The 25,732-nt window shown below is 51.7% G+C and carries 26 protein-coding genes and 1 pseudogene; 23 read left to right on the plus strand and 4 right to left on the minus strand.

The genetic code is table 11. The features are described 5' to 3' along the window. The first annotated feature begins 143 nt into the window (after positions 1 to 143). The 16 genes and pseudogenes from galT (at position 144) to JOD24_RS02720 (ending at position 16,933) form a co-directional block, all read left to right on the plus strand. The gene (gene galT / locus JOD24_RS02645; protein ID WP_380163950.1) at positions 144 to 1,127 is read left to right on the plus strand and encodes a galactose-1-phosphate uridylyltransferase; all 984 of its coding nucleotides are present in this window, start codon (positions 144 to 146) and stop codon (positions 1,125 to 1,127) included. Then, a complete protein-coding gene (locus tag JOD24_RS02650) occupies positions 1,124 to 2,311 on the plus strand; it encodes a galactokinase (RefSeq protein ID WP_380163948.1) in 1,188 nt (395 codons plus the stop codon). The genes galT and JOD24_RS02650 overlap by 4 nt, the downstream gene beginning before the upstream one ends. Further along, positions 2,299 to 3,294, plus strand: a complete 996-nt coding sequence (gene galE, locus JOD24_RS02655; protein WP_429246275.1) for a UDP-glucose 4-epimerase GalE — start codon at positions 2,299 to 2,301, stop codon at positions 3,292 to 3,294. The genes JOD24_RS02650 and galE overlap by 13 nt, the downstream gene beginning before the upstream one ends. Before the next feature lie 184 nt (positions 3,295 to 3,478). Next, positions 3,479 to 4,663: an ROK family transcriptional regulator gene (locus JOD24_RS02660; protein ID WP_429246276.1), complete on the plus strand. Its 1,185-nt coding sequence runs from the start codon at positions 3,479 to 3,481 to the stop codon at positions 4,661 to 4,663. Positions 4,664 to 4,823: 160 nt separating this feature from the next. After that, a complete protein-coding gene (locus tag JOD24_RS02665; protein WP_380164229.1) occupies positions 4,824 to 6,053 on the plus strand; it encodes an ABC transporter substrate-binding protein in 1,230 nt (409 codons plus the stop codon). Between the two features lie 55 nt (positions 6,054 to 6,108). Beyond that, the gene (locus JOD24_RS02670) at positions 6,109 to 7,086 is read left to right on the plus strand and encodes a carbohydrate ABC transporter permease (protein ID WP_380163942.1); all 978 of its coding nucleotides are present in this window, start codon (positions 6,109 to 6,111) and stop codon (positions 7,084 to 7,086) included. Beyond that, a complete protein-coding gene (locus JOD24_RS02675; RefSeq protein ID WP_380163940.1) occupies positions 7,086 to 7,904 on the plus strand; it encodes a carbohydrate ABC transporter permease in 819 nt (272 codons plus the stop codon). The genes JOD24_RS02670 and JOD24_RS02675 overlap by 1 nt, the downstream gene beginning before the upstream one ends. A 506-nt stretch (positions 7,905 to 8,410) precedes the next feature. Further along, positions 8,411 to 8,968, plus strand: a complete 558-nt coding sequence (locus JOD24_RS02680; protein ID WP_429246277.1) for an SdpA family antimicrobial peptide system protein — start codon at positions 8,411 to 8,413, stop codon at positions 8,966 to 8,968. Further along, complete coding sequence (locus JOD24_RS02685) at positions 8,953 to 9,888, plus strand: sporulation-delaying protein SdpB family protein (RefSeq protein ID WP_429246278.1); 936 nt, start codon at positions 8,953 to 8,955, stop codon at positions 9,886 to 9,888. Before JOD24_RS02680 ends, JOD24_RS02685 begins: the two co-directional genes overlap by 16 nt. 231 nt (positions 9,889 to 10,119) lie before the next feature. Then, positions 10,120 to 10,695, plus strand: coding sequence for a sporulation delaying protein family toxin (locus JOD24_RS02690; protein ID WP_429246279.1), 576 nt, complete (start codon positions 10,120 to 10,122; stop codon positions 10,693 to 10,695). Between the two features lie 75 nt (positions 10,696 to 10,770). After that, positions 10,771 to 11,268, plus strand: coding sequence for a DUF1648 domain-containing protein (locus tag JOD24_RS02695; protein WP_429246280.1), 498 nt, complete (start codon positions 10,771 to 10,773; stop codon positions 11,266 to 11,268). Between the two features lie 19 nt (positions 11,269 to 11,287). Continuing rightward, positions 11,288 to 11,575 (plus strand): annotated as a pseudogene (locus tag JOD24_RS02700) (carbohydrate ABC transporter permease); the annotation flags it as partial. 334 nt (positions 11,576 to 11,909) lie between these two features. Continuing rightward, positions 11,910 to 12,734, plus strand: a complete 825-nt coding sequence (locus tag JOD24_RS02705; protein WP_429246281.1) for an MIP/aquaporin family protein — start codon at positions 11,910 to 11,912, stop codon at positions 12,732 to 12,734. Positions 12,735 to 13,015: 281 nt separating this feature from the next. Further along, the gene (glpK, locus tag JOD24_RS02710; RefSeq protein ID WP_380163936.1) at positions 13,016 to 14,524 is read left to right on the plus strand and encodes a glycerol kinase GlpK; all 1,509 of its coding nucleotides are present in this window, start codon (positions 13,016 to 13,018) and stop codon (positions 14,522 to 14,524) included. A gap of 160 nt (positions 14,525 to 14,684) precedes the next feature. Continuing rightward, the gene (locus tag JOD24_RS02715; protein ID WP_380163934.1) at positions 14,685 to 15,275 is read left to right on the plus strand and encodes a glycerol-3-phosphate responsive antiterminator; all 591 of its coding nucleotides are present in this window, start codon (positions 14,685 to 14,687) and stop codon (positions 15,273 to 15,275) included. A gap of 14 nt (positions 15,276 to 15,289) precedes the next feature. Next, positions 15,290 to 16,933, plus strand: coding sequence for a glycerol-3-phosphate dehydrogenase/oxidase (locus JOD24_RS02720; RefSeq protein ID WP_429246282.1), 1,644 nt, complete (start codon positions 15,290 to 15,292; stop codon positions 16,931 to 16,933). Positions 16,934 to 16,983: 50 nt separating this feature from the next. Here the strand turns inward: JOD24_RS02720 and JOD24_RS02725 are convergent, their stop codons facing one another. The 4 genes from JOD24_RS02725 to JOD24_RS02740 all read right to left on the minus strand — a co-directional run bounded on the left by JOD24_RS02725 (position 16,984) and on the right by JOD24_RS02740 (position 19,336). Then, positions 16,984 to 17,331, minus strand: a complete 348-nt coding sequence (locus JOD24_RS02725) for a DUF3817 domain-containing protein (protein ID WP_380163930.1) — start codon at positions 17,329 to 17,331, stop codon at positions 16,984 to 16,986. A gap of 69 nt (positions 17,332 to 17,400) precedes the next feature. Next, the gene (locus JOD24_RS02730; RefSeq protein ID WP_380163928.1) at positions 17,401 to 18,087 is read right to left on the minus strand and encodes a hypothetical protein; all 687 of its coding nucleotides are present in this window, start codon (positions 18,085 to 18,087) and stop codon (positions 17,401 to 17,403) included. Continuing rightward, entirely contained in the window at positions 18,084 to 18,980 is an 897-nt protein-coding gene (locus JOD24_RS02735; protein ID WP_380163926.1) for an ABC transporter ATP-binding protein, read from the minus strand. Before JOD24_RS02735 ends, JOD24_RS02730 begins: the two co-directional genes overlap by 4 nt. After that, positions 18,977 to 19,336, minus strand: a complete 360-nt coding sequence (locus JOD24_RS02740) for a GntR family transcriptional regulator (RefSeq protein ID WP_380164227.1) — start codon at positions 19,334 to 19,336, stop codon at positions 18,977 to 18,979. The genes JOD24_RS02735 and JOD24_RS02740 overlap by 4 nt, the downstream gene beginning before the upstream one ends. Positions 19,337 to 19,476: 140 nt before the next feature. Between JOD24_RS02740 and JOD24_RS02745 the strand changes: the two genes are divergently transcribed. The 7 genes from JOD24_RS02745 to def all read left to right on the plus strand — a co-directional run bounded on the left by JOD24_RS02745 (position 19,477) and on the right by def (position 25,729). Continuing rightward, a complete protein-coding gene (locus JOD24_RS02745; RefSeq protein WP_429246283.1) occupies positions 19,477 to 20,367 on the plus strand; it encodes a YicC/YloC family endoribonuclease in 891 nt (296 codons plus the stop codon). Positions 20,368 to 20,429: 62 nt separating this feature from the next. After that, on the plus strand, positions 20,430 to 20,696 hold the full coding sequence (remA, locus tag JOD24_RS02750; protein WP_380163922.1) for an extracellular matrix/biofilm regulator RemA: 267 nt from the start codon (positions 20,430 to 20,432) through the stop codon (positions 20,694 to 20,696). A 12-nt stretch (positions 20,697 to 20,708) separates the two neighbouring features. Then, positions 20,709 to 21,332 carry a guanylate kinase gene (gene gmk, locus JOD24_RS02755; protein WP_429246284.1) on the plus strand — a complete coding sequence of 208 codons (624 nt, stop codon included), beginning with the start codon at positions 20,709 to 20,711 and terminating at the stop codon, positions 21,330 to 21,332. Position 21,333: 1 nt separating this feature from the next. After that, positions 21,334 to 21,543 carry a DNA-directed RNA polymerase subunit omega gene (rpoZ, locus tag JOD24_RS02760; RefSeq protein ID WP_380163918.1) on the plus strand — a complete coding sequence of 70 codons (210 nt, stop codon included), beginning with the start codon at positions 21,334 to 21,336 and terminating at the stop codon, positions 21,541 to 21,543. A 45-nt stretch (positions 21,544 to 21,588) separates the two neighbouring features. Beyond that, on the plus strand, positions 21,589 to 22,788 hold the full coding sequence (gene coaBC / locus JOD24_RS02765; protein ID WP_429246285.1) for a bifunctional phosphopantothenoylcysteine decarboxylase/phosphopantothenate--cysteine ligase CoaBC: 1,200 nt from the start codon (positions 21,589 to 21,591) through the stop codon (positions 22,786 to 22,788). After that, positions 22,781 to 25,237 (plus strand): primosomal protein N', encoded by a 2,457-nt coding sequence (priA, locus tag JOD24_RS02770; RefSeq protein WP_429246286.1) that lies wholly within the window; start codon positions 22,781 to 22,783, stop codon positions 25,235 to 25,237. Before coaBC ends, priA begins: the two co-directional genes overlap by 8 nt. 21 nt (positions 25,238 to 25,258) lie before the next feature. Then, the gene (gene def / locus JOD24_RS02775) at positions 25,259 to 25,729 is read left to right on the plus strand and encodes a peptide deformylase (protein ID WP_429246287.1); all 471 of its coding nucleotides are present in this window, start codon (positions 25,259 to 25,261) and stop codon (positions 25,727 to 25,729) included. Positions 25,730 to 25,732: the final 3 nt, after the last annotated feature.

Consider the following 25,732-nt stretch of genomic DNA (forward strand, 5'->3'; position numbering starts at 1 on the left):
CATAGGGAAGGGAGGCAAATCCTTCCTTCTGTAGGGAGAGAGAATCAGTTTTGATTTCTCAATATTTCCTTGCATTTTGGTAATTTGGACTATAACATAATCAGTAGATAATTAAATAATTTAAATATCGGAGGGAACCCGGAGTGGAGTTACGCTATAATCCGTTGTTGGATGATTGGACCATGGTGGCCTCCAACCGAAAAGCTAGGCCAAACTTGCCCCGAACCGACTGTCCGTTCTGTCCGGGCTCGGGAAAGGTGCCTGATCATTATGACGTGCTGAAATATGACAATGACTTTCCAGCGTTGATGCCAGATCCACCCGCTCCGGATCCAGTGGGATCAGAACTTTATCGGACGGAAAAAGCCTATGGCAAGTGTGAAGTGATTCTGTATTCGCCGGAACATCGAGTGACACTGCCGGAGTTGCCAGTGCCCCATATTGAAAAGTTGGTGGATCTGTGGAGCGAACGGTTTGCGGAACTAGGAAAAGATCCCCGGCACCAGTATGTGATGATATTTGAAAATCGGGGGGAAGAGGTAGGGGTGACCATGCCCCATCCCCATGGACAAATTTACGCCTATTCCCAGATGCCCCTCAAGATTCAAAGGGAGCTATCCAGCTGCAAGGCACATCATGAACGGACCGGTCGTTGCCTGATTTGTGATATGAACAGGGAGGAAATGAAGTTTCAAGGGAGGGTGATTGCGGAAAATGATCATTTCCTCGCTTACCTGCCCTTTTTCACAGATTATCCCTATGGAATGTTCATCGTCAGCAAGCAGCATCTGACAGCACTCACTGATTTCAACCACAGTCAGAAACAGGCTCTCGCCGGGATTCTAAAGGAGATGACCGGGGCGATGGACAACCTGTTCAACCGTCCCTTTCCGTATATGATGGTGTTGCACCAACGTCCTGTGAACGGAGAAGACGTGGAGAGTTATTACCATTTCCATATTGAGTTTTACACTCCGCTCAGGGAACGGGACAAGATCAAGTATTACGCTTCGTCGGAGATGGGGGCCTGGGCGGCCTGCAACCCCAGTTCCGTGGAAGAGACGGCAACGGAACTCCGGGATGCGCATCAGCGGTTTCTGGAAAAGGAAGGGGATGGATTGCGGTGAGTGGTGGAGAAGCGGCGCTGGAAGCTTTCACAAGCATCTATGGCCCAGGGGAGGTCCGATTATTTTTCGCACCAGGCCGTGTCAACCTGATCGGGGAGCATACGGATTACACGGGAGGGTATGCCTTTCCCGCCGCACTCACCCGGGGGACCTGGGCAGTCCTTCGACCACGAACAGACGGGGTCTTCCGACTGGCATCCACCCGGTTTGCAGAGCAGGCGGAGTTCAAGGCCGATGAAGTGGGGAGGCGTCGGGGAGAGGGGTGGGCCAATTTCCCACAGGGAATGATTCGGGAGTTGGCCGCTGCCGGGGCCAAACTGCCAGGTGCGGATATTTTGTATCACGGGGATTTACCCTCGGGAGCTGGTCTCTCCTCTTCAGCTTCCATCGGATTGGCGACGGGGGTAGCGCTGGCTGCTCTGGAGGATCGCACATGGAGGATGTTGGATTTGATTCAGATGGTCCAACAGTCGGAAAACCGGTTTATCGGGGTTCAGTGCGGGATCATGGATCCCTTTGCCTCCGGAATGGGCAAAGCGGGTCACGCCATCCTGCTCCATTGCCGTCAATTGGATTATCGCCATGTTCCCTTGCAACTGAGGGATTACCGGTTGCTGATCATTCACACCAACAAGGTGCGGGAGCTCGCCGAATCTCGCTACAACGAACGACGTCGGGAGTGTGAAGAAGGGTTTCAGCAACTGAGACGGCGACTTCCGGAAGCGACAGATTTGGGGAGCGTCGGGGAAGAGGCATGGCAGGAGGCCCAGGAGGCGGTGACATCCCCGCAACTGAGAAAACGGCTGACCCATGTGGTTACAGAAAATGCCCGCGTTCTCCAGTCGGAACAGGCCCTGATTGCAGGAGATCTGCACCGATTTGGTGAGTTGATGAAAGAGTCCCACCATTCTCTAAAAGAAGATTATGAAGTGACGGGCCCAGAGTTGGACAGTCTGTTTGAAGCGGCGATCCAGGTGCCGGGATGTATCGGTGCTCGCATGACCGGGGCAGGGTTTGGCGGCTGTACGGTCAACTTGGTTCATCGGGAGGCGGTGGAATCCTTCCGACAGCAGGTGGAGGAGCAGTATTTTGCTGAAACCGGACGCCAGGCGGTGTTCCACGAGTCAGGGATTGGCGACGGTGCCCGGGAAATTGGGAAGGGGGAACAAGCATGGCGGTGTTAGTGACCGGGGGAGCCGGTTACATCGGGAGTCATACGGTGATTCATCTGCTGGAACGGGGAGAGGAAGTAGTGGTCCTCGATCACCTGGGTACAGGTCATCCAGCGGCGGTGAAAGCCACCACTTTTTATCAGGGGGATCTGAGAGATGAGAAGCTGATCCACCAGATCTTTCAGGAGCGCCCTATCGAGTCGGTGGTTCATTTTGCCGCACTCTCCTTGGTAGGAACCAGCAGTGAGGATCCCCTCTCCTATTATGACAACAATGTATCGGGAACCCGAAGCTTGCTATCGGCGATGGTGGCCTACGGGGTGAAGCGGATGGTCTTCTCTTCCACTGCCGCTGTTTATGGAGAACCGGAGACCATCCCGATTCCTGAGACCGCCCCCCTTCAACCCACCAATCCCTATGGGGAGACCAAAAGAGTGATCGAAGGGATGCTGGCATGGTGTGATCAGGCTTATGGGATTCGATCCACCTCTCTTCGCTATTTCAATGCGGCAGGAGCCCATCCGACCGTCGATGTAGGGGAGGATCATGATCCGGAGACGCACTTGATCCCGATCCTATTACAAGTCGCCCTGGGGCAGAGAGATTCGATCCAAGTCTTTGGTGTGGATTATCCCACCCCCGATGGTACTTGCATTCGGGACTATGTTCATGTGATGGATCTGGCAGAGGCCCACGGCCTCGCACTGGATCGTCTCAGGAAGGGTGGCTCCAGCGCCGTATACAATCTGGGAAATGGAAAAGGTTTTTCTGTACGGGAAGTGATCCAGGCAGTCGAAGGGGTCATCGGTCGCCGACTCCAAGTTCAGACCGCTCCACGCCGTCCGGGAGATCCTGCAGTTCTGGTGGCGTCGGCGGAAAAGGCACGGGCGGAACTGGGTTGGAATCCTCGCTATCCGGAGCTGGATGAAATCGTTGCCAGCGCTTGGAAGTGGGCGCAGCGTCATCCTCGGGGCTATGAAGATGGACCAAATTGAAAGCCTTTACAAGTGAGAGAAGGATTCTTGTAAACCTTTGCCGTATAAAAGGAGGTGGGGCCCAACGGGAGGGTGACAGTCGTGATAGATTGGATCCGAGTCCTGTACCGGGAGTGGGACATCCACCCTTGGAAAGGAGTTGTCCGTTATATCACAGATGATCCAGACCGGGAGTTTCCGCTGGATGAAATCGATCAATCGATCGACGATCCTGAATGTGATTCGTCTTCAAGGTCCGATTTCCCGAGCGGAAATCGCCAAAGTGACCCGATTGACCCCGCCTACTGTGACCAATATTGTAGGTGAGCTGTTGCAGGACGGGTGGGTGGTGGAGTGTGAATTGGGGGAATCCACCGGTGGGCGCAAACCCATCCTGCTGAACATGAACCACCAGGCTTTCAACGTGGTCGGGGTATATGCAGGGGTGAAGAGCATTCGGGTGTTGTCGGCGGACCCCATGGGGAATATCGGGGCTGAACAGTTACTGCCGGTTCCCTCCCGTCCAACTGTAAAAACCTATACGGATCTGTTGACAGATGCGGTGGGCTCTGTGGTGGACCAGATCCGGGAGCAAGGGATTCCCCTGTTGGGGGTTGGTGTGGGGATGCACGGCTTGGTGGATCCCCGGGAAGGTGTTTCTCGTTTTGCGCCGAATCTGGCCTTCTCCGATCTTCCCCTCCGGTCCATTTTGCAGGAGAAGTTCGATGTTCCCGTGGAAGTGGAAAATGATGTCCGCGCCCGGGCAGTGGGGGAGAGCTGGTTTGGACAGGGGCGGGGAGCAGATCCCTTCATCTGTGTTCATGTGGGAACCGGGGTGGGGGCCGGGATGATGTATGGAGGTCGCCTGTTGTGTGGTTCGACGTTTACCGCAGGTGAGTTGGGGCATACGGTGATCGATCCCGCCGGACCGATGTGTGGATGTGGAAACCGGGGGTGTTTGGAGGCTTTCGTCTCGGGTCCCGCCACCCTGGAACGAGCTCGAAGGCGGCTGATGGCGGGGGAGCCCTCCTTGCTGCAGACCTGGGGGGGAAGAGCTGGAGAGCAGCTCTCCGGTCGGGATCTGACTGCGGCGGCCAGGAAAGGGGATCGGTTGGCCATCGAAGAGCTGGCGGAAACCGGTCGCTGGTTGGGGATTGCACTGGCCAATCTGATCAATCTTCTGAATCCCCGTAAAATTATTTTGAGCGGTGGAATGATGGCTACCGGCGCCTTTGTCCTGGATCCATTGCGAAGGACAGTGGAGGAAAGGGCTTTGTCCACTCCCGCCCAAGAAGTCTCGATTGTCGTTTCCGAACTGGGAGATCAAGCCGGGGCGATCGGGGCTTACACTTTGGTTCTGCAAAAACTGTTTGAACCCCAAGAGGGGTAAAAGGGAAACATCTAGAAACTCCTAGAAACCTTTTTCAAGAAGTGTGTTTCTCAATGGGATGTTTTAGAACCGGCGACGGTTTCGTCGCCAAGAGGAGGAATTCATCGTGAGAAAATCATCCCGTGGGATGATCCTGTTGGTTTGCTTAGGCCTGGTTTTTATGACAGCAGCCTGTGGTGGGCAATCCGATGGGCAAGATGCCAAGGAAAAAAACAAAGAGGTAGAAATTTTCAGCTGGTGGACAGGGGCTGGTGAAGAGGCGGGTCTGAACGCCCTGATCAAGCTGTTTGAAGAGAAAAACCCCGATATCAAAGTTAATAATGCGGCGGTAGCTGGCGGGGCCGGCACCAATGCCAAGGCGACTTTGGCCACCCGCATGCAGGGAGATGATCCGCCGGACACCTTCCAAGTTCACGGTGGTTCGGAACTGAACGATAGCTGGGTGGCAGCGGGGAAAATGCAACCGCTGAACGATCTATACAAGAAGCAAGGCTGGATGGATAAGTTCCCGGAAGAGCTGATCGATATGGTCAGCAAGGATGGAAAGATCTATTCGGTGCCGGTAAATATCCACCGAGGGAATGTGCTTTGGTATAACAAAAAAGTCTTCGATGAACACGGGATTGAACCGCCAAAAACCTTTGATGATTTTTTCAAAGCGGCTGATAAGCTGAAAAAGAAAGGAATCACCCCCCTCGCCCTCGGTGACAAAGAAGCTTGGGGAGCCACTCACTTGCTGGAGACGGTCTTGCTCGGGGAGCTGGGTCCAGAGGGTTACGAAAAATTGTGGACAGGGAAGCTCTCCTTTGAAGATCCGCAGGTGAAAAAGGCGCTGGAGACCTACAAGAAGATGCTGTCCTATACCAATAAGGATCACGCGGCCCGAAACTGGCAGGATGCTGCTCAGATGGTAGCCAAAGGGGAAGCGGCGATGCATGTGATGGGCGACTGGGCCAAGGGATATTTCACCACAGATCTCAAATTGAAGCCGGGTAAAGATTTCGGCTGGATCGAAACTCCAGGATCTGAAGGTAGTTTCATGGTTATTACAGATACCTTTGGGCTCCCTAAAGGGGTCAAAAATCCGAAAGCGACAGAAGCTTGGCTTCAGGTGCTGGCTTCTGCAGAAGGACAGGATGCATTTAATACCTTAAAGGGATCCATTCCGGCTCGGGTAGATACCGATGAGAGCAAGTATGACGAATACGGACAAGAGGCGATCAAAGAGTTTAAAGATGCAAAATTGACTCCCAGTTTGGCTCATGGCTCGGCTGCTCCGGAAGGATTTCTGACGGAAGCGGATCAGGCGGTCAATACCTTTGTTACCCAGAAGAATGTGGATCAGCTGGCAAAAACGTTGCAAAAGAAACTAGAAAAAGTCATTGAGTAGTTTTTCAGTCCCAGGCGGCGGTACGCCGCCTTTCTTTTAAAGGAGGGATCGATGAGTGGAGCCGCTCCGACCCGAGCAAAAAACAGAGGATCGTCCGGCCCCTTCCGTCCGGACACGAACAAGGATCAGTGATAAATGGATAGGTTTCTTTTTGCTTCTTCCATCCCTCTTGGCGATCGCTGTGTTCGTTTATGGGTTTATCGGATGGACGGGTTATGTTTCTTTTTCCGATTGGAATTCTCTGCTTCCCAGTATGAACTGGGTGGGCCTAGATAACTATCTGTCACTGTTCCAGGATTTTCGCTTTCAATCTGATCTGAGAAACACCTTGGTATTCACCCTCTTCTTCATCTCAGCCTGTTTGGTGACAGGGTTGGGCCTTGCGGTCCTGCTGGATCGAAAACTGAAGGGGGAAAATCTCTTTCGCAACATCTTTATTTTCCCGATGGCCCTTTCCTTCATTGTGACAGGGGTGGTGTGGCAATGGATCTTCAACCCCTCTACTGGGGTGAACCTGTTTTTGAACAAGCTGGGCTTTGACGAGCCTCCTGTCTGGTATGTGGACACTCGGATCATTCCTGGAGTGGAATGGGGAGAGATCCAGTTCGGAATCCCCCTGGCTCTGATTGCGGTGGTGATTGCCGCAGTCTGGCAAATGTCCGGGTTTACGATGGCAATGTATCTCTCCGGTTTACGGGCGATTCCCGATGAGGTTCGGGAAGCGGCCCGGGTGGATGGTGCCGGAGAATGGCAAGTGTTCAAAAAAGTGATCCTCCCACTTCTACGGCCAATTACTCTCAGTGTGTTAATCATTCAGGGTCATATTTCTCTGAAAATCTTTGACCTGGTGATGGCGATGACCGGTCCGGGAGCCAACTATGTGACAGATGTTCCCGGTGTCTTCATGTTTGAGACCACCTTCAAGGGGAACCACTATGCCCAAGGGGCGGCGATTGCGATCTTGATGTTGGTCATGGTGTCCTTCCTGATCATCCCGTATCTGGTCTCCTCTATGAGAAAGGAGGCAGACTGATGAAAATCAAACCGGGCCGAATCATCACCTACCTGTTGCTCATCTTGGCAGCCCTTTTCTTTTTGACTCCGGTGTATGTGATGGTGATGACCAGTTTCAAGGGAGCGGAAGAGGCGACTCTGGATCGGATGTGGGAGCTGCCCTCCACTCTGAATCTGGAAAGTTATGCTACCGCTTGGGAGAAGCTGTCCCCCCATCTGCTGAACAGTCTTTACTTGGCAATTCCTGCCACGATATTGTCTGCCCTGTTGGGTTCCATCAATGGGTATGTCTTGTCCAAGTGGCGGTTTAAAGGGGCGGATCTACTGTTCACCCTGATCTTGTTCGGTATGTTCATCCCCTACCAGAGTATCTTGATCCCGATGATCCGTTTTCTGCAAGAGATTCAGCTCTATAATTCGATTCCGGGATTGATCTTCGTCCATGTGATCTATGGAATTCCGATCACCACCCTGATCTTCCGCAATTTTTATGCGGGGATTCCCAATGAGATCCTGGAAGCGGCCCAAATCGATGGAAACGGAATTTTGGGCATCTATCGGCGAATTATCCTGCCCTTGTCGATTTCCGGTTTTGTGGTGGTGGGGATCTGGCAATTCACCCAAGTGTGGAATGAGTTTCTGTTTGCCGTCACCCTGACCAGTGCTTCCCAGCATCCGGTGATGGTAGCCTTGCAAAATCTCTCCGGTAGCCAGATCGTCCAGTGGAACATCCAGATGGCGGGAGCGCTCTTAGCGGCATTACCTACTCTGCTCATCTATGTATTGCTGGGTCGCTACTTTATTCGGGGATTGCTGGCAGGTTCCTTGAAGGGATGAATGTGGGGATGGAATTCAGGGGGCTTGTTTAGGCTACTTTCTCCGTATGAAAACGCAGTCAGACAATCGAGACAAGGAAAGATCGGCCTCACCATCCACAAGCGCTTACAAAGGCTTGTGGATGGTGAGGTTAACTCTTTTACTTCTTCCAATCTTCGGGTATTGGATCTAATATAACGAAATGGGTTGACAAGTAACAAGGTTATTCTGTTATAATTTGTATTAGTGGTTATATTTTGCTTTGGATATATTATATTCAATTAATTGTTTTGTTTTCTATCAAAATCTACTCCGATTCGTGATGTAAGGCTTCATTACAGTGTTATGACTTAAAAGATTTTGAACATTTTAGGTTTAGTCCCACCTTTTTGCTTTTTCTTATTAAAAAGAAAAAGGTGATAGTAAGCATAGATATAATAGCTGACGGGATCAAAATAAACACAATGATATTAGGAGTGAAAAGAAGACCAAAGTTGCCAGATATGGTAATGGAAGGGTGAAAGTCTATGGGATATAAAACAAAATCGTGGAGATTCAAATATTTGATTGTTTTTTTCCTTACCGCCCTATCATTCGGATACTTTTTCATTGTTTCAATACATAGCACAATGCCTACTAATGTCATTTCACCTTTACCTCTGGAAGAGAGTCTAAATGTGAAAAGATCTTTTCCTCAGGGATGGGGATTTTACAGCAAGAATCCAAAAGAGCCAGCATTTTCGGTTATAAATATAGAAAAAGGAGAGGTAGGTCCCAAATGGCCGAATAACCGGTCTGTGAACTTATTTGGATTAAAAAGATATGGTAGGAGTCAAGGGATTGAGGCTGGAGCTATTAACCAAAATATTCTCGAATCTTCTTGGCGGAAATGTGAGAAAGAAATGATTATTTGCATGAAAGAATCAGAGGTGGTTCAAGAAATAGAAAATCCATTGTCATCTCCCACACTTTGTGGTGATATTGGGTTTGGATATCAAGAACAAGTACCATGGGCATGGAGTAAGAGTAAGATTCTAATGCCATCAAAAATTGCGAGGGTAAGAGTCCTATGCTCGAATCGATAGACAAAAAAATTTTGAATTGGGCAGTGAATAATAATCCATGGACAAACGTATATGCTTTAGCTAGATCCCTTATGGCATTGTCTACAGCGTTAACTTTGGCGATCAACGATGCCCAGACATTTTTCCGACCAGCTAGCGGAATAGAAGAGTATCCAATATGTAGCGAAAGCATAAGTGTTTTCTGTATGATTTCGAATGATTATGCCTACTTAGATCTCCTTCGCTGGTTTTCGGTCGTTATTCTATTTGTTGTTGCTTCAGGGTGGAGACCCAGGATTACGGGTGTGATTCATTGGTGGATTGCTTATAGTTTGAATGTATCTGCGATTACTTTAGATGGTGGCGAACAAGTTTCGGCTGTGCTTACTTTTTTGCTGATTCCTGTCACTTTGACCGATTCGAGAAAGTGGCACTGGGAAAAGCAAAGGCCTAATAAGTTATCCAATAAAGAAGTCCATTCACGTATTATTGCACTTGTTTCGCTTATGGCTATAAGGTTACAAGTAGCTATTCTCTATTTTGACTCAACAGTTGAAAAATTAAGGGAAAGGACATGGATTGAAGGTACAGCGGTCTATTATTTCATGCAGGATCCGATGCTAGGGCTTCCGTCTATGTTACACAAATTGAGTGATCCAATACTAACTTCGCCTTTGGTTGTAATCCCTACCTGGGGGACACTCATTTTACAGGCCGCTTTGTTTGGTGCGCTTTTTTCCCCTAAGAAATATCGGAAATACTTTTTTTTCGGTGCTCTCATGTTTCATGAGGTAATAGCGATCATGCTGGGATTGATTAGTTTTTCCATTATTATGATCGGTGCCTTAATCTTATACCTGTGGCCGCACGAAAAGGAGTTTGCGTTTATCAACAGGATTCTGCTGTACGAAAAAGTAAAGCAGGAGCCTAAAGCTAATTAATCAAAGAGTCGTAGAAGCATGACCATATGTTATCAAGGGGGTGATATTCAAGGGGGAGGGCAGGCCAGTTTTTTCCGCTCCAACACATAGAGCTAATTGACTTGCCTCCTAAATATTTAAAACAGGTCACCAGAAGGAAATCCATTTCTCTGAAAAGAGTAAAAAGGGAGGATAAACTGTGAAAAAAAGCTGGTTGCTTGTCTGCTCGTATTCACATTAGCGGTGATGGGAATGGGTTTGAGTGGCCATACAATTGCTTCGCCATCGGTGGAGAAAAAGTATGATGGTGAAACAATTTTCCGTGGTATTGTATTCGGACAAGGGCCGGTTGCTAGACTGTTTCCGGAAATCTGGCCTGAAAAGTTGTTGGAAAAGGTACGAAAAGACGATAAAGTCAAAACAGTCGCCAATGATATTATGAATAAAATGAAAAATAAGGAACCAAAATATTTCTTTGAGTTTGAAAGAGCGGTATACAGTGGGGATCATTTAAAAGTGGATACTGCTTTAAAAGAAGGCGGAAAGCTACTAACCAAGGTAATTGAGGAAGAAGAAATGAAAAAACCTGTGACAATTGAAGGAGCAGGAACAGGTCAGTGCGTGACGCAAGTTGCATATCTCGTTGTTGCGATCTCCGCTGCAGGTGCGTATAGCCACGCAGTTGTAGCAACGGCTGCTGGAGCTGTCACGGTTTACGCAGCTGTTGTTGCTAAGACTACTTTTTGGACTTCGGCAAAGTCTGAGGAGGATGTAGCCCTGAAACAAGAAATGCTTATCAATAATATTGTCAATAGATTGGCCCAGTAATTTTCGGATAACTAATTCTCTTCAAACCACGGGCTTTTGTGGTTTGAAGAGAATTAATCAAGAAAGGGGATTTCCGTGGTTGAGGCTCCTAAGATCTACATCAAAAAAACGAAATTGGAATGGTTTCACGATATCCTTTGTATATGTTTATTCGTTGGTATTCTATTCTATTTAGCCTATATGTGGCCGACTTTACCAGATCGTATTCCGATTCATTATGATTTACAAGAGCATGCCGATCGTTGGGGAAGTAAATGGTTTACATTACTATTGATTTTAATCAATGTTCTAATTTATATTGGATTCACTTTCATCAGAAGGTATCCTCACAAGTTTAATTACCCTAGTCGTTTAACAAAAGAGAATGCAGAAAATTTTTATCGAAACGCAAACCTAACTATTAGTTGGGTGAAATTAGAAACTGCTATTTACTTCTCGGTATTAGGAAAAAACTTTATTGATTCGGCGGCGAACAAGTCTGATTTTATCAATGCATACGGATTTTTGGTTTGGATTTGTACTCTTGTTATAACGGTTGTGTACTTTCTTATACAACAGAATAGCATTAAATAATACGGAATTTTGAGTTTTTGGCATCTATCGGCGGATTATCTTGCCCTTGTCGATTTCCGGTTTTGTGGTGGTGGGGATCTGGCAATTCACCCAAGTGTGGAATGAGTTTCTGTTTGCCGTCACCCTGACCAGTGCTTCCCAGCATCCGGTGATGGTAGCCTTGCAAAACCTCTCCGGTAGCCAGATTGTCCAGTGGAACATCCAGATGGCGGGAGCGCTCTTAGCGGCATTACCTACTCTGCTCATCTATGTATTGCTGGGTCGCTACTTTATTCGAGGATTGCTGGCAGGTTCCTTGAAAGGATAATCCATAATGGGGTAAATGAGGTCGTACCACACCCACAAACCAGGCGCGTATAAAGGCTTGTGGAGGGATGTGGTACGATTTTTTCTAAGACATTTGAAGAGCTATTACGGTAGTTAGCCCCTTGAAAAGATCATCATATTTCTTGCAGGGGTTGCTCCTGGGGCTTCATCCCTTTATAATAGGATTGAAAACGCTGTCACGCGACCGGAGACATTGGAGAGGTCGTACCACGCCAATCTACGAGCCGTAGTAAGGCTTGTCAAAGGGTGAGGTGCGACCTTTTTTGATTCTTCAGATCTCTCTGGCGATAAAGAATGAAAAAGGAGGAAATGCCTTGGACAGAAAACTCAGAGGAGAATGCTTTGCGGAATTTGTCGGTACTTTTATCCTGATCTTTATCGGTTGCGGCACCGTGGCTGGACGGACTCTCAACGGGGTGGAGATGGGGCAGTGGGAGCTCTCGATCATCTGGGGTCTGGCGGTGACCTTGGCTGTCTATGTGACGGGAGCTGTCTCCGGTGCCCAACTCAATCCGGCAGTCACAGTAACCATGGCTGTTTTTCGTGAGTTTCCCTGGAAGAATGTGATCCCTTACATCGCCTCCCAAGTGGCGGGGGCCTTCGCGGGAGCCGCAGTGGTCTACGGTCTGTATAGAGGGATCTTCGCCCACTGGGAGAAGACGGAACAGGTGGTTCGAGGATCAGCGGAAAGTTTGGAAAGCGCCGGTGTTTTTTTCACTGCTCCAGCTTCGTTTCTTTCCAACTTCGACGCCTTTCTGGTAGAATTCTCTATCACTGCGATCTTGTTGATTGTGATCTTGGCCGTCGTGGATGACCGAAATCCCCTCCTGCCCGCCTTGAACAACCTGGGTCCCCTCGCCATCGGTCTGACTGTGGCTGTGCTCGGAGGATCCTTTGGCACGCTGACCGGCTTTGCCCTCAATCCGGCACGGGACTTTGGCCCGAGACTTTTTGCCTGGCTGACAGGTTGGGATTCCGTGGCTCTGCCTGCAGCGGGAGGATATGCTTGGGTTCCCATTCTCGGTCCGATCCTGGGAGGGTTGGCGGGAGCTTTAGTCTACGATTTCATGGTTCGCCGCTACTTGCAAAAGAAAGAGGAGCTCCCAGTGGGGGAAACCGGGAAGGATACCAGTGCCTGAAGGTCAGGGATGTGAGATGCAAGCGATCTTTGCACCAAGAGACTAGAACGTGGTTTGGTCATTTAGTGGTAATGCGAAGAGACGTCCGCACAACAGGCCCGACTCCTTAGTATGGATTTATTAGACACACCCTAAAGCGGCCCTGGCAAGGTTTGTGCACGATGGGTGCATGGTTGCGGAACAGAATCTCCTCACCCATGGTGAACCAACACGTCAGCTTAAAATGAATTTGTGTATAAGGTGAAAAGAAAGCGGAGGAATCAGATAGAGGAGGAATCGCTTTGGAAAAGGAAACATTTATTTTGGCCATCGATCAGGGAACGACTAGTACCCGGGCGATGATTTTCGATCGGAAGGGGAGTATCCGGGGAATTTATCAGCAGGAATTTACCCAGATGTATCCTCAGCCGGGGTGGGTGGAGCATGATGCAGAGGAAATCTTGGACTCCGTCCGCCAGGTGTTGAAAGGTTTGTTTCAGGAGAGCGAGATTCGGCCGGACCAAGTGGCCGGGATTGGCATCACCAACCAGCGGGAAACAGCTGTCATCTGGGATAAAAATAGTGGCAAGCCCATCTATCCAGCGATTGTCTGGCAGAGCCGCCAGACTGCGGAGATCTGTGAAGAATTGAAACAGCGAGGGTTGGAGAAAACCATCCGTGAGAAAACCGGGCTGGTGGTGGATGCCTATTTCTCCGGAACTAAAGTGAAGTGGATTTTGGATCATGTGGAGGGAGCCCGGTCCCGAGCGAAACGGGGGGAACTCCTCTTTGGAACTATCGACAGCTGGCTGATCTGGAACTTGACCGGGGGCCAGGTGCATGTAACAGACTATACCAACGCTTCCCGTACCCTAATGTACAATATTCACGAGCTGGACTGGGATGATGAGCTGTTACAGATCCTGGATGTGCCTCGTTCACTTCTTCCGAAAGTTCAGCCCTCCAGTAGTGTTTATGGTACCACAGTGGAAAGTGAGTTTTTCGGCCGGCAGGTTCCCATTGCCGGAGTGGCGGGAGATCAGCAGTCGGCACTTTTCGGCCAATCCTGCTTTACTTCTGGCACAGCCAAAAACACTTATGGCACCGGTTGCTTTATGTTGATGAACACTGGAGAGAGAGCGGTAGAATCTTCCCACGGACTCTTGACCACGATCGCCTGGGGTGTGGACGGAAAAGTGGAATACGCCCTGGAAGGAAGCATATTCGTAGCGGGAGCGGCGATTCAGTGGTTGCGTGACGGACTGCAAATTTTGGAGAGTGCACCGCATTCTGAAGTTCACGCTCGTAGACTCGCCTCCAATGAAGGTGTGTATTTGGTTCCGGCCTTTGTGGGCTTGGGTGCACCCTATTGGGATATGGATGCCCGGGGTGCGGTCTTCGGACTGACGCGGGGGACCGGACGGGATCATTTTGCCCGTGCAGCGTTGGAGTCTTTGGCATACCAGACGAAGGATGTATTGAACGCCATGGAAAAGGATGCGGGAATTCATCTACAAGAACTTAATGTGGATGGAGGCGCTGCCCTGAACGACTTTCTGATGCAATTTCAGAGCGATCTGTTGAATGTAACGGTGACGCGACCTACCATCAACGAGACGACTGCTCTGGGAGCGGCCTATCTGGCGGGTCTGGCAGTGGGCTATTGGGAAGACAAGGAGATGATCCGGCAAAACCGAGCCGTGGACGCTCAATTCCTCCCGCAAATGTCTGGCGAAGAACGGACTTCGCTGTATAACGGGTGGAAGGATGCCGTCAGTCGCACGATGACCCGACCGCAAGTGAGAATCTGAGGGTTTTCACCGTCTCCCAAATGAGGTAAACTGAATAATGAACAGATCATACAATTAAACATCTGAGATTTAGGACCGGAGACTAGGAGAGTCCTTCGCCAGGGTGAATATTTACCATCGGTGAGGACTCTTTTTGCATTTTTCAGGGAGGGAGTCGGTGATGATGGGATTTCAAGAGGGGATTCGACGGCATCCCGTGATTGCTGCTGTCCGGAATGAAGAGGAATTGAAGCGGTTGGAGAATTCCAGTCCGCAAATCTGCTTCTTTCTGTTTGGCGATATTAACACGTTGCCTGCCATGGTGAACCAGGTGCGAGGCATGGGTAAACAGGTCTATCTTCATCTGGATCTGACACAAGGTTTTAGCAACGACCGGGCCAGTCTCAAATTTATTCAGAGAGAAATCCAACCGGATGGGGTGGTCTCCACACGGACCCATCTGGTCCGTAACGCCAAAGAAGAGGGATTGTTCGTCATCCAACGCCTCTTTATTACAGATACGATGTCGGTGGAAACGGGAAAACATTTATTGAAGCAATCTAAAGCCGATGCAGTGGAAGTGATGCCGGGGATTGCCCCTGCCTGGGTTTATGAGGAACTCCGTCGAAAACGGGCACTTCCCATCGTGGCCGGGGGGTTGCTAAGGCAGCCCGAGGATGTGATCCAGGCCTTGCAAAACGGTGCCAACGCCGTCTCAGTTAGCGGAGGGGACCTTTGGAACCTGGATATTCAGATGAAATCATCATTCTGAGGAGGATCAGAGCTATGCAATTTTCCGCTCACCATCGAAAACGTCTACTGGAGGAAATGGAATCAGAACCCCTGGATCTCTTGGTGATCGGTGGCGGAATCACCGGAGCCGGGATCGCTTGGGATGCAAGATCCCGCGGTCTTTCCGTCGGCCTCGTGGAAAAGGGAGATTATGCAGGAGGAACCAGTAGCCGTTCAACCAAATTGATTCACGGTGGATTACGTTATTTGAAACAGATGGAGATCCAATTGGTGAAAGAAGTGGGGCGGGAGCGGGCTCTCCTGTATGAACGGGCTCCCCATCTAGTCCTGCCCCGTCCGATGATGCTTCCTATTTATAAAGGGGGGACTTATGGGCAACTGGCCTCTTCCGTTGGTCTCTGGATGTATGATCGGCTGGCAGGAGTCAAAAAGGAAGAGCGGCGGCAGATGCTCTCCCGAGAGGCGACTCTGAAGCGGGAGCCGTTGTTGACAGAACAAGGCCTGAAAGGATCGGGGCTCTATGTGGAGTACCGTACCGACGATGCCCGTCTCACCTTGGAAGTGATGAAGACCGCCTTTTCCCTCGGGGCGAAAACCGTCAACTACGCCGAAGCGGAATCCTTTACCTACGACGGAGACCGGATCACGGGGGCCCAGGTTCGGGATCGTGTCAGTGGTCAGATGTACCAGATCCAGGCCCGAGAGGTGGTAAACGCTGCTGGTCCCTGGGTGGATCAACTGCGTAAACAGGACGGTTCCTTAAAAGGCAAACGCTTGCACCTGACTAAGGGCGTTCATCTAGTGGTGCCTCAGGAACGATTGCCCCTGAAGCAACCCATCTACTTCGATGTGCCTGACGGCCGAATGATCTTCGCTATTCCCCGAGGGAGGATCACCTATATTGGAACCACGGACACCAATTATGACGGGCCGATCGATTCTCCACAGATGACCCCAGAGGATCGGGATTACTTGTTGAAGGGGGTCAACCATATCTTCCCCAGTGTGGGTCTGACGCCAGAGGATGTGGAATCCGGCTGGGCGGGCCTGCGCCCCTTGATCCATGAAGAGGGAAAAAGCCCCTCTGAGCTTTCGCGGAAGGATGAGATCTTTGAATCTCCTACAGGGCTGATCACCATCGCCGGGGGCAAACTGACCGGATTTCGCAAGATGGCGGAACGGGTGGTGGACCTGGTGAACCGGCGGCTGGAACAGGCGGGCCGTCTCTCCTTTACCCCCTGTCGCACTGACCGCCTCTCCATCCTGGGGGGCGGGGATCTAGGCGGAGACGGATTTGTCCATTTCCGGGAAGAGTGGTTGGAGAAATTAAAGGAAGGGGGTCTGTCCGAAGAACGGGCTGATGAGCTGATCCATCTCTACGGCACCCAGATGGAAAAGGTGTGGGAGCGCGCTGACGGATTGGCGGAAAATATCTTGGATGCCCAGTTGCAACATGCAGTGGAAGAGGAGATGACGGTGACCCCTGACGACTTTCTCATCCGACGGAGCGGCGATCTCTACTTCCATCGCCAGCGGGCGGAGGCGGCAGTAGCAGAAGTGGTGGAACGGATGGCCGATTGGTTCCATTGGAGTGAAAGTGAACGGGAGGAACAGGAGTCCCAGGTGCGCCAAGCGCTGGAACAAACCCGACCGCAGCCGGTTTCTGCCGGTGAATAAAAACACAAGGCCCCGGAGCATGGTCTCCGGGGCCTTGTGTTGGATGAGGGTCACCATTTCCGCTCCCGTCTCAAGCGGGCATCGAAGACGAAGGGTCCAAAGGGAAGGAGCGAGGCGATTAAGGCTCCTGCCACTCGTATGAGTGACCAGCCATCTGTTAGGGTGACGTGGGCGACGGCGGCGATATAAAGGACAAACAGGACACCGTGGATCCAACCGACAAGGGTGACCGCTGTTGTGATGTCGGCGAAATACTTCAAGGGCATGGCGATCCCCAGCAAAACAAGGAAGGAGAGTCCTTCGATCAGGCTGACGACACGAAAGCGGCCCAGGGGCGTGTTCAAATGTGGAAGCACCTCCGTTGATTTAGCAGACTCCCCTATTGAAACACAGGACATCGATGCAAATAGGATGTTTTCGTGAAAATACAGCGAAGTTTGCAGAGGAATCCCCCAAGATGTGGAGTTTTAAACCGTTGCTCTGCGCAGTAGCAGATAAGAGACGATCATATAGATGACCGTCGCCCCAAAGGCCCACATAGATAGATCAAATGCTGTATGGTGGATCACCCAGTGGAAGAGATTACCCCACCATCCATAATAAGTGGCGAGGATTCCGCTGGCACTGAAGAGCAAAAACAGGGCGCCAAAAAAAATGTTCAGGATCCGGGTATCATACCGCTTGTAAATGCTGGTGATGACAAAGCCAAGAAAAAACATGTGCACCAAGGCGACAAAATAGATCCACATCTGTTCCCATGGGGCTCCATCATTCAAGTACGGCAAGTAGAAGAAATGCAACTTGAGTCCCCAGGCGTCTGTCATTTCTTCCAAGAGGGAGAGAAGGTACAGGAGGATGGTCGTGACTGCACTGACTAAGATGACTGCCGTCGTCGTGCCCAGGAAAAAATCAGTCCTTCGCATGCTGAAGCTGAGAACGAAGGGAAAGGTTTGCATCAAAGTAACGATCCCGGCTATCAGCATGTAAATATAGATGGCAACGATTCCACCAGTGTAGACGTCTTCTTTACCGCCGGTGAGAAATGCTGTAAACAGATTGATGCCAAAACTAAAGAGCAGGATCATCCATGGAAAGAGAAACCACGACCATTTGTCTTTCACATAAATTCTTATGACACCTTGGAGTGGGTTCATCGGGATTCGGCCACCTTTCCTTCGGATTTTTCTTTTGTCAGGTGAACGATCAGTTGCTGCAGAGATACCGGGGTGAGCTCCAAACCGAGAGTTTCCGCCCGCTTTCGCTCTTCCCCGCTCAGGCTTCCCATGAGGGTGGTGGCAACCAAGCTTCCGAAGGGAGTGCGGTCAATCACTGTTTTCCCCGTCGTGATCGCTTCCACCTTGGATACCGGCCCCATCAAGGTGACCGCCTGTCCGCGAAGGGTGTCGGCTTCCTCATTGAGGATCAGTTTACCTTTTTCGATCACCAGGATGTGCTCCAGGATCCGGCTTACCTCGTCGATCAGATGGGTGGACAAGATCACGGTGCGCGGATGCTCCGTGTAATCCTCGATCAACCGTTTATAAAACAGACTTCTGGCCACGGCATCCAGACCGAGATAAGGCTCATCGAAGATGGTCAACGGTGCGCGGCTGGCGAGACCGATGACGATTCCCAGGGAGGAGCGCATCCCTCTGGACAATTTTTTGATTCTCCGCTTCAGCGGCAGCCGGAAATCTTCCACCAAGGAGTGGGCAAACTCCCGGTCCCAATTGGGGAAGAACGACGAAGCCAGATCCAGCAAATCGGTGATGCGAAAAAGATCCGGATACTTCTGACTCTCCTTGATGAAACAGAGTTGACGGAGTACCCGATGATTCTCATAGGGATCCTCCCCGAACACTTTCACCTCCCCGTTGGTGGCAAACAACTGTGCCGTGAGCAGATGCATGATCGTTGTTTTTCCAGCACCGTTGCGACCGAGCAGGCCGTAGATTTTCCCTGGTTCCAAGGAAAAACTGACCTGATTCACCGCTGTGACGTTTCCATAGGCCTTGGTCAGTCCGTTGACTTCTACCACTTTGTTCATTTGGTTTCAGCTCCTCTCCGAATCATGTCGGCCAATTGTTCCATCGTGATTCCCAGCTTTTCCGCCTCTCGAACCGTGGTCAGGACATACTGTTCAAAAAACTGTTGTTTCCGTTTCTCCAGCAATTTTGCCCGGGCACCTGTGGCCACGAACATGCCGATCCCCCGCTTTTTATATAGAATTCCTTGGTCCACCAACAGAGTGACGCCTTTTGCCGCCGTCGCCGGATTGATCTGGTAAAAGGATGCAAACTGATTCTTGGAAGGAACCTGGGATTCTTCGGGCAGTTCCCTCGCAATGATGTCGTTTTCGATCCGTTCTGCAATTTGCACAAAAATCGGACGGCTGTCATCCATCAAAAACCTCACCCCCGGATCGGTTGATTACCCGTGTAACCAACTATATAAGGTGTGGGATCATCTGTCAATGGGCGTTGAAAGAAATGGGTATCGGTTCACTTGAGCCCTTTTCCCAAATCCATTAGAATGGGTTCATGATGAGTGAAACCAAAATTCGCAGCATGACCGGATATGGTCGAGGGGAATCGGATGCCGCAGGGATTCGATTCACGGTGGAGGCTCGTTCCGTCAACCACCGATTTTTGGAGCTGACGGTGAAATTACCATCTGGATGGGGAGCCTTGGAGGAAGAAGTGAAGAAGCAGGTGCGTCGGTGGGTTCGACGGGGACGGGTGGATGTAACCGTCACCCTGGAGGGGGCCAGGGCCGCCTCCAGGAAGCTGATCGTAGATTGGGAAGCAACAGACTCGCTCCTGCATGCCTCCCAGGAATTAAGAGAGCGGTTAGAGATCTCTGGAGAACTCACCCTCACAGACCTCCTCCATCATCCGGAAGTGCTGAAGGCGGAAGAACAGAAGCCAGATCCTGAAGCATGGCAATCTCCTTTGCTGACGGCGGTGGAACAAGCATGTCAATCCCTGGGTGAGATGAGAAAGCGGGAAGGAAGGGTATTGGCGGAAGATTTGCTGCACCGTACCGAAGTGTTGGCACAAAGGGTGGAAGAAATTAGGTGTCGGGCCCCCCAAGTGGTCTTAGATTACCGCGAAAGACTGGAGGAACGGATCCGGGAGCTGTTGGGCGGGGTCGATCCGGACCCCGACCGTCTGCTGACGGAAGTAGCTCTCTTTGCAGACAAAGCGGACATCCAAGAGGAGGTGACCCGTCTTTCCAGCCATATTGGACAATTCAGGGAGACTCTCCGACAAGAAAAGCCCGTCGGAAGACGTTTGGAGTTCCTCCTGCAAGAGATGAACCGCGAGATCAATACCATCGGTTCCAAGGCAAATGATGCGCAAATTGCAGAAAAAGTGGTCGATTCCAAGAGCGAACTGGAAAAAATGAGAGAACAAGTGCAAAATATCGAGTGAACGGGTTATAATGATTGCGGATGGAGAACAAGATCTTTTTGGATCGAGGAGGGTACTCCACGTTGAGTATCAAACTGATAAATATTGGTTTCGGAAATATTGTGTCCGCTAACCGGATTATTTCGATCGTCAGTCCGGATTCGGCTCCGATCAAGCGGATTATCCAGGAGGCCCGGGATCGCGGGGCATTGATTGACGCCACATACGGCCGCCGCACCCGGGCTGTCATCGTCACGGACAGCGACCATGTGATACTGTCCGCCGTCCAGCCAGAGACGGTGGCCCATCGGCTGGCCAGCAAGGATGCAGCAGAGGATCTGGAAGATTAGAAAGGGAGAGTTATGGGTATTCAAATCAACGGCAAGGGATTGTTGATCGTCTTGTCCGGTCCGTCGGGGGCCGGGAAAGGAACTATTTGTTCCGCCTTGAGACAGCAGGCACCGGAACTGGTATACTCGGTGTCCGCCACCACCCGTCCCCCCCGGGAGGGGGAAGTGGAGGGAATCAGTTATTTTTTTAAATCCCACGACGAATTCAGACGGATGATCCACCAGGGTGAAATGCTGGAATGGGCACGATATGTAGACAATTACTATGGGACCCCACGTAAGTTTGTGGAGGAGCGCCTCGATGAAGGAAAGGATGTGTTGCTGGAGATCGAGGTGCAGGGTGCCAAGCAAGTAAAGGAATGTTTTCCGGAAGCGGTCTTTATTTTTCTGCTTCCGCCATCCATGGATGAACTCCGTGCCCGCATCAAAGGCCGCGGAACGGAGTCGGAACAGGTGATGGTAGATCGGATGCAAGCGGCGCAGGAGGAACTGAACCAAATTCATTCCTATGATTATGTAGTGGTCAACGATGAAGTGGCCCGTGCCTGTCACCACATCCGTTCCATTCTGGTGGCCGAACACCATCGGCGGGACCGGATCTTCAAAGAACAACCTGATTGGTTGGAGGGAATCTGATATGCTCTATCCGTCCATTGATAAATTGATGTCCAAAGCGGACAGCAAATACACACTGGTCATCTTGGCGGCGAAAAGAGCCCGTCAACTCCTGGAGGGTGCCAGCCCCAAACTGGAGCCCCGCTCTCATAAGAATGTGGGTGTAGCCTTGGAGGAGATTGCGGAAGATTACTTGGTATCATCGTCGGAAGCCGACGGGAAGAAAAAATAACAACCTGTTCGGGTTGTTATTTTTTGTCGGAGAGGAGGGAGAACTTTGATAGGAAAACGTATCGTGGTGGGTGTGACCGGCGGAATCGCCGTTTTCAAGGCGGCCGGACTGGTGAGTCAATTGGCTCAGCGGGGGGCAGATGTGCGGGTGATCCTGACTCGCTCCGCCTCCAAGTTTGTCACACCGCTTACTTTTCAGACTTTGTCCCGCAATCCGGTGGCGGTAGATACTTTTGAAGAGCAGGATCCCTCGGTGGTTTCTCACATCGACCTGGCTGACCACGCGGATCTGTTTGTGATTGTCCCTGCCACCGCCAACATCCTAGCCAAAATGGCCCATGGATTGGGGGACGATATGCTCAGCACCACCCTGCTCGCCACCCAGGCTCCCATTCTGATCGCCCCGGCGATGAATGTCCATATGTATCAAAACCCGGTGGTTCAGGAAAATATTCGTAAATTGAAGCAATTGGGCCATCACTTCGTGGAGCCAGCTTCCGGTCCATTGGCTTGCGGTTATGTGGGTCAAGGGCGGATGGAAGAACCGGAGCGGATTTTGGAAGTGATCGCAGAGATGCTGAGGGAGCCGACATCCCTTCTTCAGGGCAAGCGGGTCTTGGTTACAGCGGGGCCTACCCGGGAGCCTCTGGACCCTGTCCGTTATCTATCCAACCGTTCCTCAGGAAAGATGGGATATGCCATCGCTGAGGCCTGTGTCCGGGCGGGAGCGGAAACGGTGCTGGTCAGCGGCCCGACGGAATTGTCCTCGCCTTCTGGAGTGAGACGGGTCCAGGTGACGACTGCCGAAGAGATGTGGCGGGCAGTGATGGAGGAGATGACCGCCTGTGATGTGATCATCAAGGCGGCGGCGGTGGCCGATTATACCTCGGAGACTGTAGCTTCGCAGAAAATGAAAAAATCAGGAGAGCGGATGCAGTTGGAACTGAAGCGGACCCGGGATATTTTGGCAGAGGCAGGCCAGCGGAAAGAAGGTCGCTTTCTCGTCGGATTTGCGGCGGAGACAGAACAGGTGGCCCAACATGCGATGGACAAATTGCACCGAAAGAACTTGGACCTGGTGGTGGCCAATGATGTTTCGCTGCCGGGTGCCGGCTTTGACGGGGATACCAATAGGGTTACGGTGTTTGATGCCGATGGAGAGGTGGTCAGCCTTCCGCAGATGAGCAAAAGGGAAGTGGCGGACCGGTTGGTGGCTCTGATCGGGGAACGATTGCATCATGGATGACCGACAGATTGCAGCGGTGATGGTGGATGTAGCGGCTGACGGTACGGACAAGCCCTTCGATTATCTCATTCCCTCTGAGTTGGAGACGGAAGTCGTGGTCGGTAGCCGGGTCAAGGTCCCCTTCGGACCTCGTAAACGGATCGGCTATGTGATTGATTTTCCCGAAGGTGCGCAAACTCATCGTCTCCGGTCGATTTTGGAGGTGATGGATCTGACTCCGCCTCTCACCCCGGAATTGGTCCAGTTGGCCCGGTGGATGGCCCAGGTGTATCTGTGTCCGTTGATCACCGTCCTGCAGGCGATGGTTCCCGCCGTGCTGAAAGGAAATTACCAGCGGTTCCTGCGCCTGGGCTCCACTTTTTCAGGGGAGGCGTTGCTCCCAGAGGCAGAAGCTCACCTGATCCGCCGGTTGCGGGAGCGAGAAGAGCTACCCCTGGAGGAAGCCATCGGCATGGAAGGGGTGACTCCCTTGTTGATTCGCCGATTGGTGAATGATGGGTGGCTGGAAGTGGAGGAGCGGGTGGGAGATCGGATTACCCGCAAGAAGAGAACTTGGGTGATGCCGGCCCAACCTGCTGACATGTTGCGTAAGCAAGCGGAGTCACTTCCCCCGCAAGCCGTACGGCAACGGGAGCTATTGCATCATTTTGCGGCTCATCCCGAAGAGACTCCCATGCAGGTGCTACTCGCTGATCTGAAGGCTCCCCGATCCGCGGTGGACCGATTGGTGGAAAAGGGACTGTTGCGGCGGGAGGAGAAGGAGGAACTCCGCAATCCCTTCGGGGATCGTTCCTTTGAACGGACTCAACCCCTTCCCCTGACACCGGAGCAAGATCAGGCTTTTCGAGCCATCCTTCGTCCTCTTCAGGCCGAAGAGCATCGTACGCTTCTCCTTCAAGGGGTGACTGGAAGCGGTAAAACGGAGATCTATCTGCAGGCGATCAGGGAAACTTTGAACAGCGGACGGCAGGCGATCGTCCTGGTGCCTGAAATCTCCCTCACTCCCCAGATGGTGAGACGCTTCAAGGGGCGGTTCGGCGATGAAGTGGCCGTCCTACACAGCGGACTCTCCAAGGGGGAGCGCTTTGATGAATGGCGGAAGATCCGCTCCGGGGATGTGAAGGTGGCGATCGGGGCTCGTTCAGCGATCTTCGCCCCTTTCCCACGTCTAGGGCTGGTGGTGCTCGACGAGGAGCATGAGAGCTCTTACAAACAGGAAGAACAGCCCCGTTACCATGCTCGGGAAGTGGCCCGGTGGCGTTGTCAGGAGCACGGGGCCGTACTGGTGATGGGCACGGCCACTCCTTCTGTGGAAAGCTATTTTGGAGCGCGAACCGGACGGTTTGAGTGGGTCACTCTGAAGGAGCGGGTTCACGGCCGTTCCTTTCCCCAGGTAGAAGTGGTAGATATGCGAGAGGAATTGAAGGAAGGCAACCGCTCGATCTTCAGCCGCCCGCTGCGAGAATCCCTGGAGACTTGCGTGGATCGAGGGGAGCAGGCGGTTTTGTTTCTCAACCGGCGGGGTTTTTCCACTTTCGTACTGTGCCGGGAGTGCGGGGAGACGGTGCAATGCCCCCATTGCGACATTTCCCTCACTTATCATCGGACCAATCAAACTCTGCGTTGCCACTATTGCGGATATACCAGCGGAGTTCCACAGGAGTGTCCTTCCTGCAACAGTTCCCACATCCGCTATTTTGGAACCGGTACCCAGCGGGTGGAAGAAGAGTTGGCCCGGTGGATGCCAGGGCTTCGGGTGATTCGAATGGATGTAGACACCACCAGCCGGAAAGGATCCCACGAACGCCTGCTGTCCGCTTTTGGTGCGGGGGAAGCCGATGTACTGCTCGGTACACAGATGATTGCCAAAGGTTTGGACTTCCCTCAAGTGACACTGGTCGGGGTGATCGCTGCCGACACGATGCTTCACCTTCCGGATTTTCGGGCAGCGGAACGCACTTTTCAGTTGTTGACCCAGGTGGGGGGCCGGGCCGGCCGGCACGAAAAGCCGGGCCGGGTAGTGGTTCAGACCTACTCCCCAGAACATTACAGCATTCAGTTGGCGGCGGGACATGAAGGGGAGACTTTCTACCGACAAGAGTGTCTGAACCGAAAGCGACACCGTTATCCTCCCTTTTGTCGCCTGTTCACTCTGCTGTTCAGTCATCGGGATCGAGGGGCATTGATGACGGTGGCTCACCGGTCGGCACAATTCCTCATGTCTCGGTTGCCGGAGGGAGGGGAGGTATTGGGACCGGTGCCGGCTCCGATCCCTCGGATCAAGGATCGGTACCGGATCCAAATCATGATCAAATATGAAGATCATACAGATGAACCAACCGATCTCGTCGAAGCCATGCGTCAATTGAAGGCCGGGTGGAAAGACCCGGAGTTGCGCATCGGTATCGATCGGGAAGGGGTCAGCCTTCCCTTGGACGGGTACCGGTAAGAATCAAGGAGGTTGGAGCCTATGGCCATTCGTAAAATTGTGTTGGTGCCGGATCCCATATTGAAGGAGAAAGCCAGAAGGGTCACGAAATTTAACGAACGTCTGCACAAATTGTTGGATGATATGGCGGATACGATGGTTGATGCTCCCGGTGTGGGTTTGGCTGCTCCTCAGGTGGGCATTTCCAAACGGGTGATCGTCGCCGATGATGGTAACGGTTTGATTGAGGCGGTCAATCCTGAGATTTTTGACAAAGAAGGAGAACAACTGGATCCCCCGGAAGGTTGCCTCAGTATCCCAGGCCTGTTGGGAGAGGTGCGGCGGGCGGAAAAGGTGAGACTGAAAGCCCAGGACCGGCAAGGACAGTTTTTTGAACTGGAAGCTGAAGGGTATCTGGCGCGGATTTTACAACATGAGGTAGACCACTTGAACGGGATCCTTTTCACTGATATTGCAGATCGGGTGTTTGAGCCGAAACAGGAGGAAGATTGATTC

The organism is Kroppenstedtia sanguinis, from assembly GCF_050433445.1.
GTDB lineage: Bacteria > Bacillota > Bacilli > Thermoactinomycetales > DSM-45169 > Kroppenstedtia > Kroppenstedtia sanguinis.

Coding starts and splice junctions, on each gene's coding strand:
- JOD24_RS02690 (WP_429246279.1), top strand. CDS start 10,120: ATGGGTTTGAGTGGCCATACAATTGCTTCGCCATCGGTGGAGAAAAAG.
- JOD24_RS02740 (WP_380164227.1), bottom strand. CDS start 19,336: ATGGATGACAGCCGTCCGATTTTTGTGCAAATTGCAGAACGGATCGAA.
- JOD24_RS02720 (WP_429246282.1), top strand. CDS start 15,290: ATGCAATTTTCCGCTCACCATCGAAAACGTCTACTGGAGGAAATGGAA.
- rpoZ (WP_380163918.1), top strand. CDS start 21,334: ATGCTCTATCCGTCCATTGATAAATTGATGTCCAAAGCGGACAGCAAA.
- JOD24_RS02735 (WP_380163926.1), bottom strand. CDS start 18,980: ATGAACAAAGTGGTAGAAGTCAACGGACTGACCAAGGCCTATGGAAAC.
- priA (WP_429246286.1), top strand. CDS start 22,781: ATGGATGACCGACAGATTGCAGCGGTGATGGTGGATGTAGCGGCTGAC.
- JOD24_RS02660 (WP_429246276.1), top strand. CDS start 3,479: ATGAAATCGATCAATCGATCGACGATCCTGAATGTGATTCGTCTTCAA.
- JOD24_RS02745 (WP_429246283.1), top strand. CDS start 19,477: ATGAGTGAAACCAAAATTCGCAGCATGACCGGATATGGTCGAGGGGAA.
- JOD24_RS02685 (WP_429246278.1), top strand. CDS start 8,953: ATGCTCGAATCGATAGACAAAAAAATTTTGAATTGGGCAGTGAATAAT.
- JOD24_RS02680 (WP_429246277.1), top strand. CDS start 8,411: ATGGGATATAAAACAAAATCGTGGAGATTCAAATATTTGATTGTTTTT.
- gmk (WP_429246284.1), top strand. CDS start 20,709: ATGGGTATTCAAATCAACGGCAAGGGATTGTTGATCGTCTTGTCCGGT.
- galE (WP_429246275.1), top strand. CDS start 2,299: ATGGCGGTGTTAGTGACCGGGGGAGCCGGTTACATCGGGAGTCATACG.
- JOD24_RS02675 (WP_380163940.1), top strand. CDS start 7,086: ATGAAAATCAAACCGGGCCGAATCATCACCTACCTGTTGCTCATCTTG.
- JOD24_RS02725 (WP_380163930.1), bottom strand. CDS start 17,331: ATGTCCTGTGTTTCAATAGGGGAGTCTGCTAAATCAACGGAGGTGCTT.
- JOD24_RS02715 (WP_380163934.1), top strand. CDS start 14,685: ATGATGGGATTTCAAGAGGGGATTCGACGGCATCCCGTGATTGCTGCT.
- JOD24_RS02665 (WP_380164229.1), top strand. CDS start 4,824: ATGACAGCAGCCTGTGGTGGGCAATCCGATGGGCAAGATGCCAAGGAA.
- JOD24_RS02730 (WP_380163928.1), bottom strand. CDS start 18,087: ATGAACCCACTCCAAGGTGTCATAAGAATTTATGTGAAAGACAAATGG.
- def (WP_429246287.1), top strand. CDS start 25,259: ATGGCCATTCGTAAAATTGTGTTGGTGCCGGATCCCATATTGAAGGAG.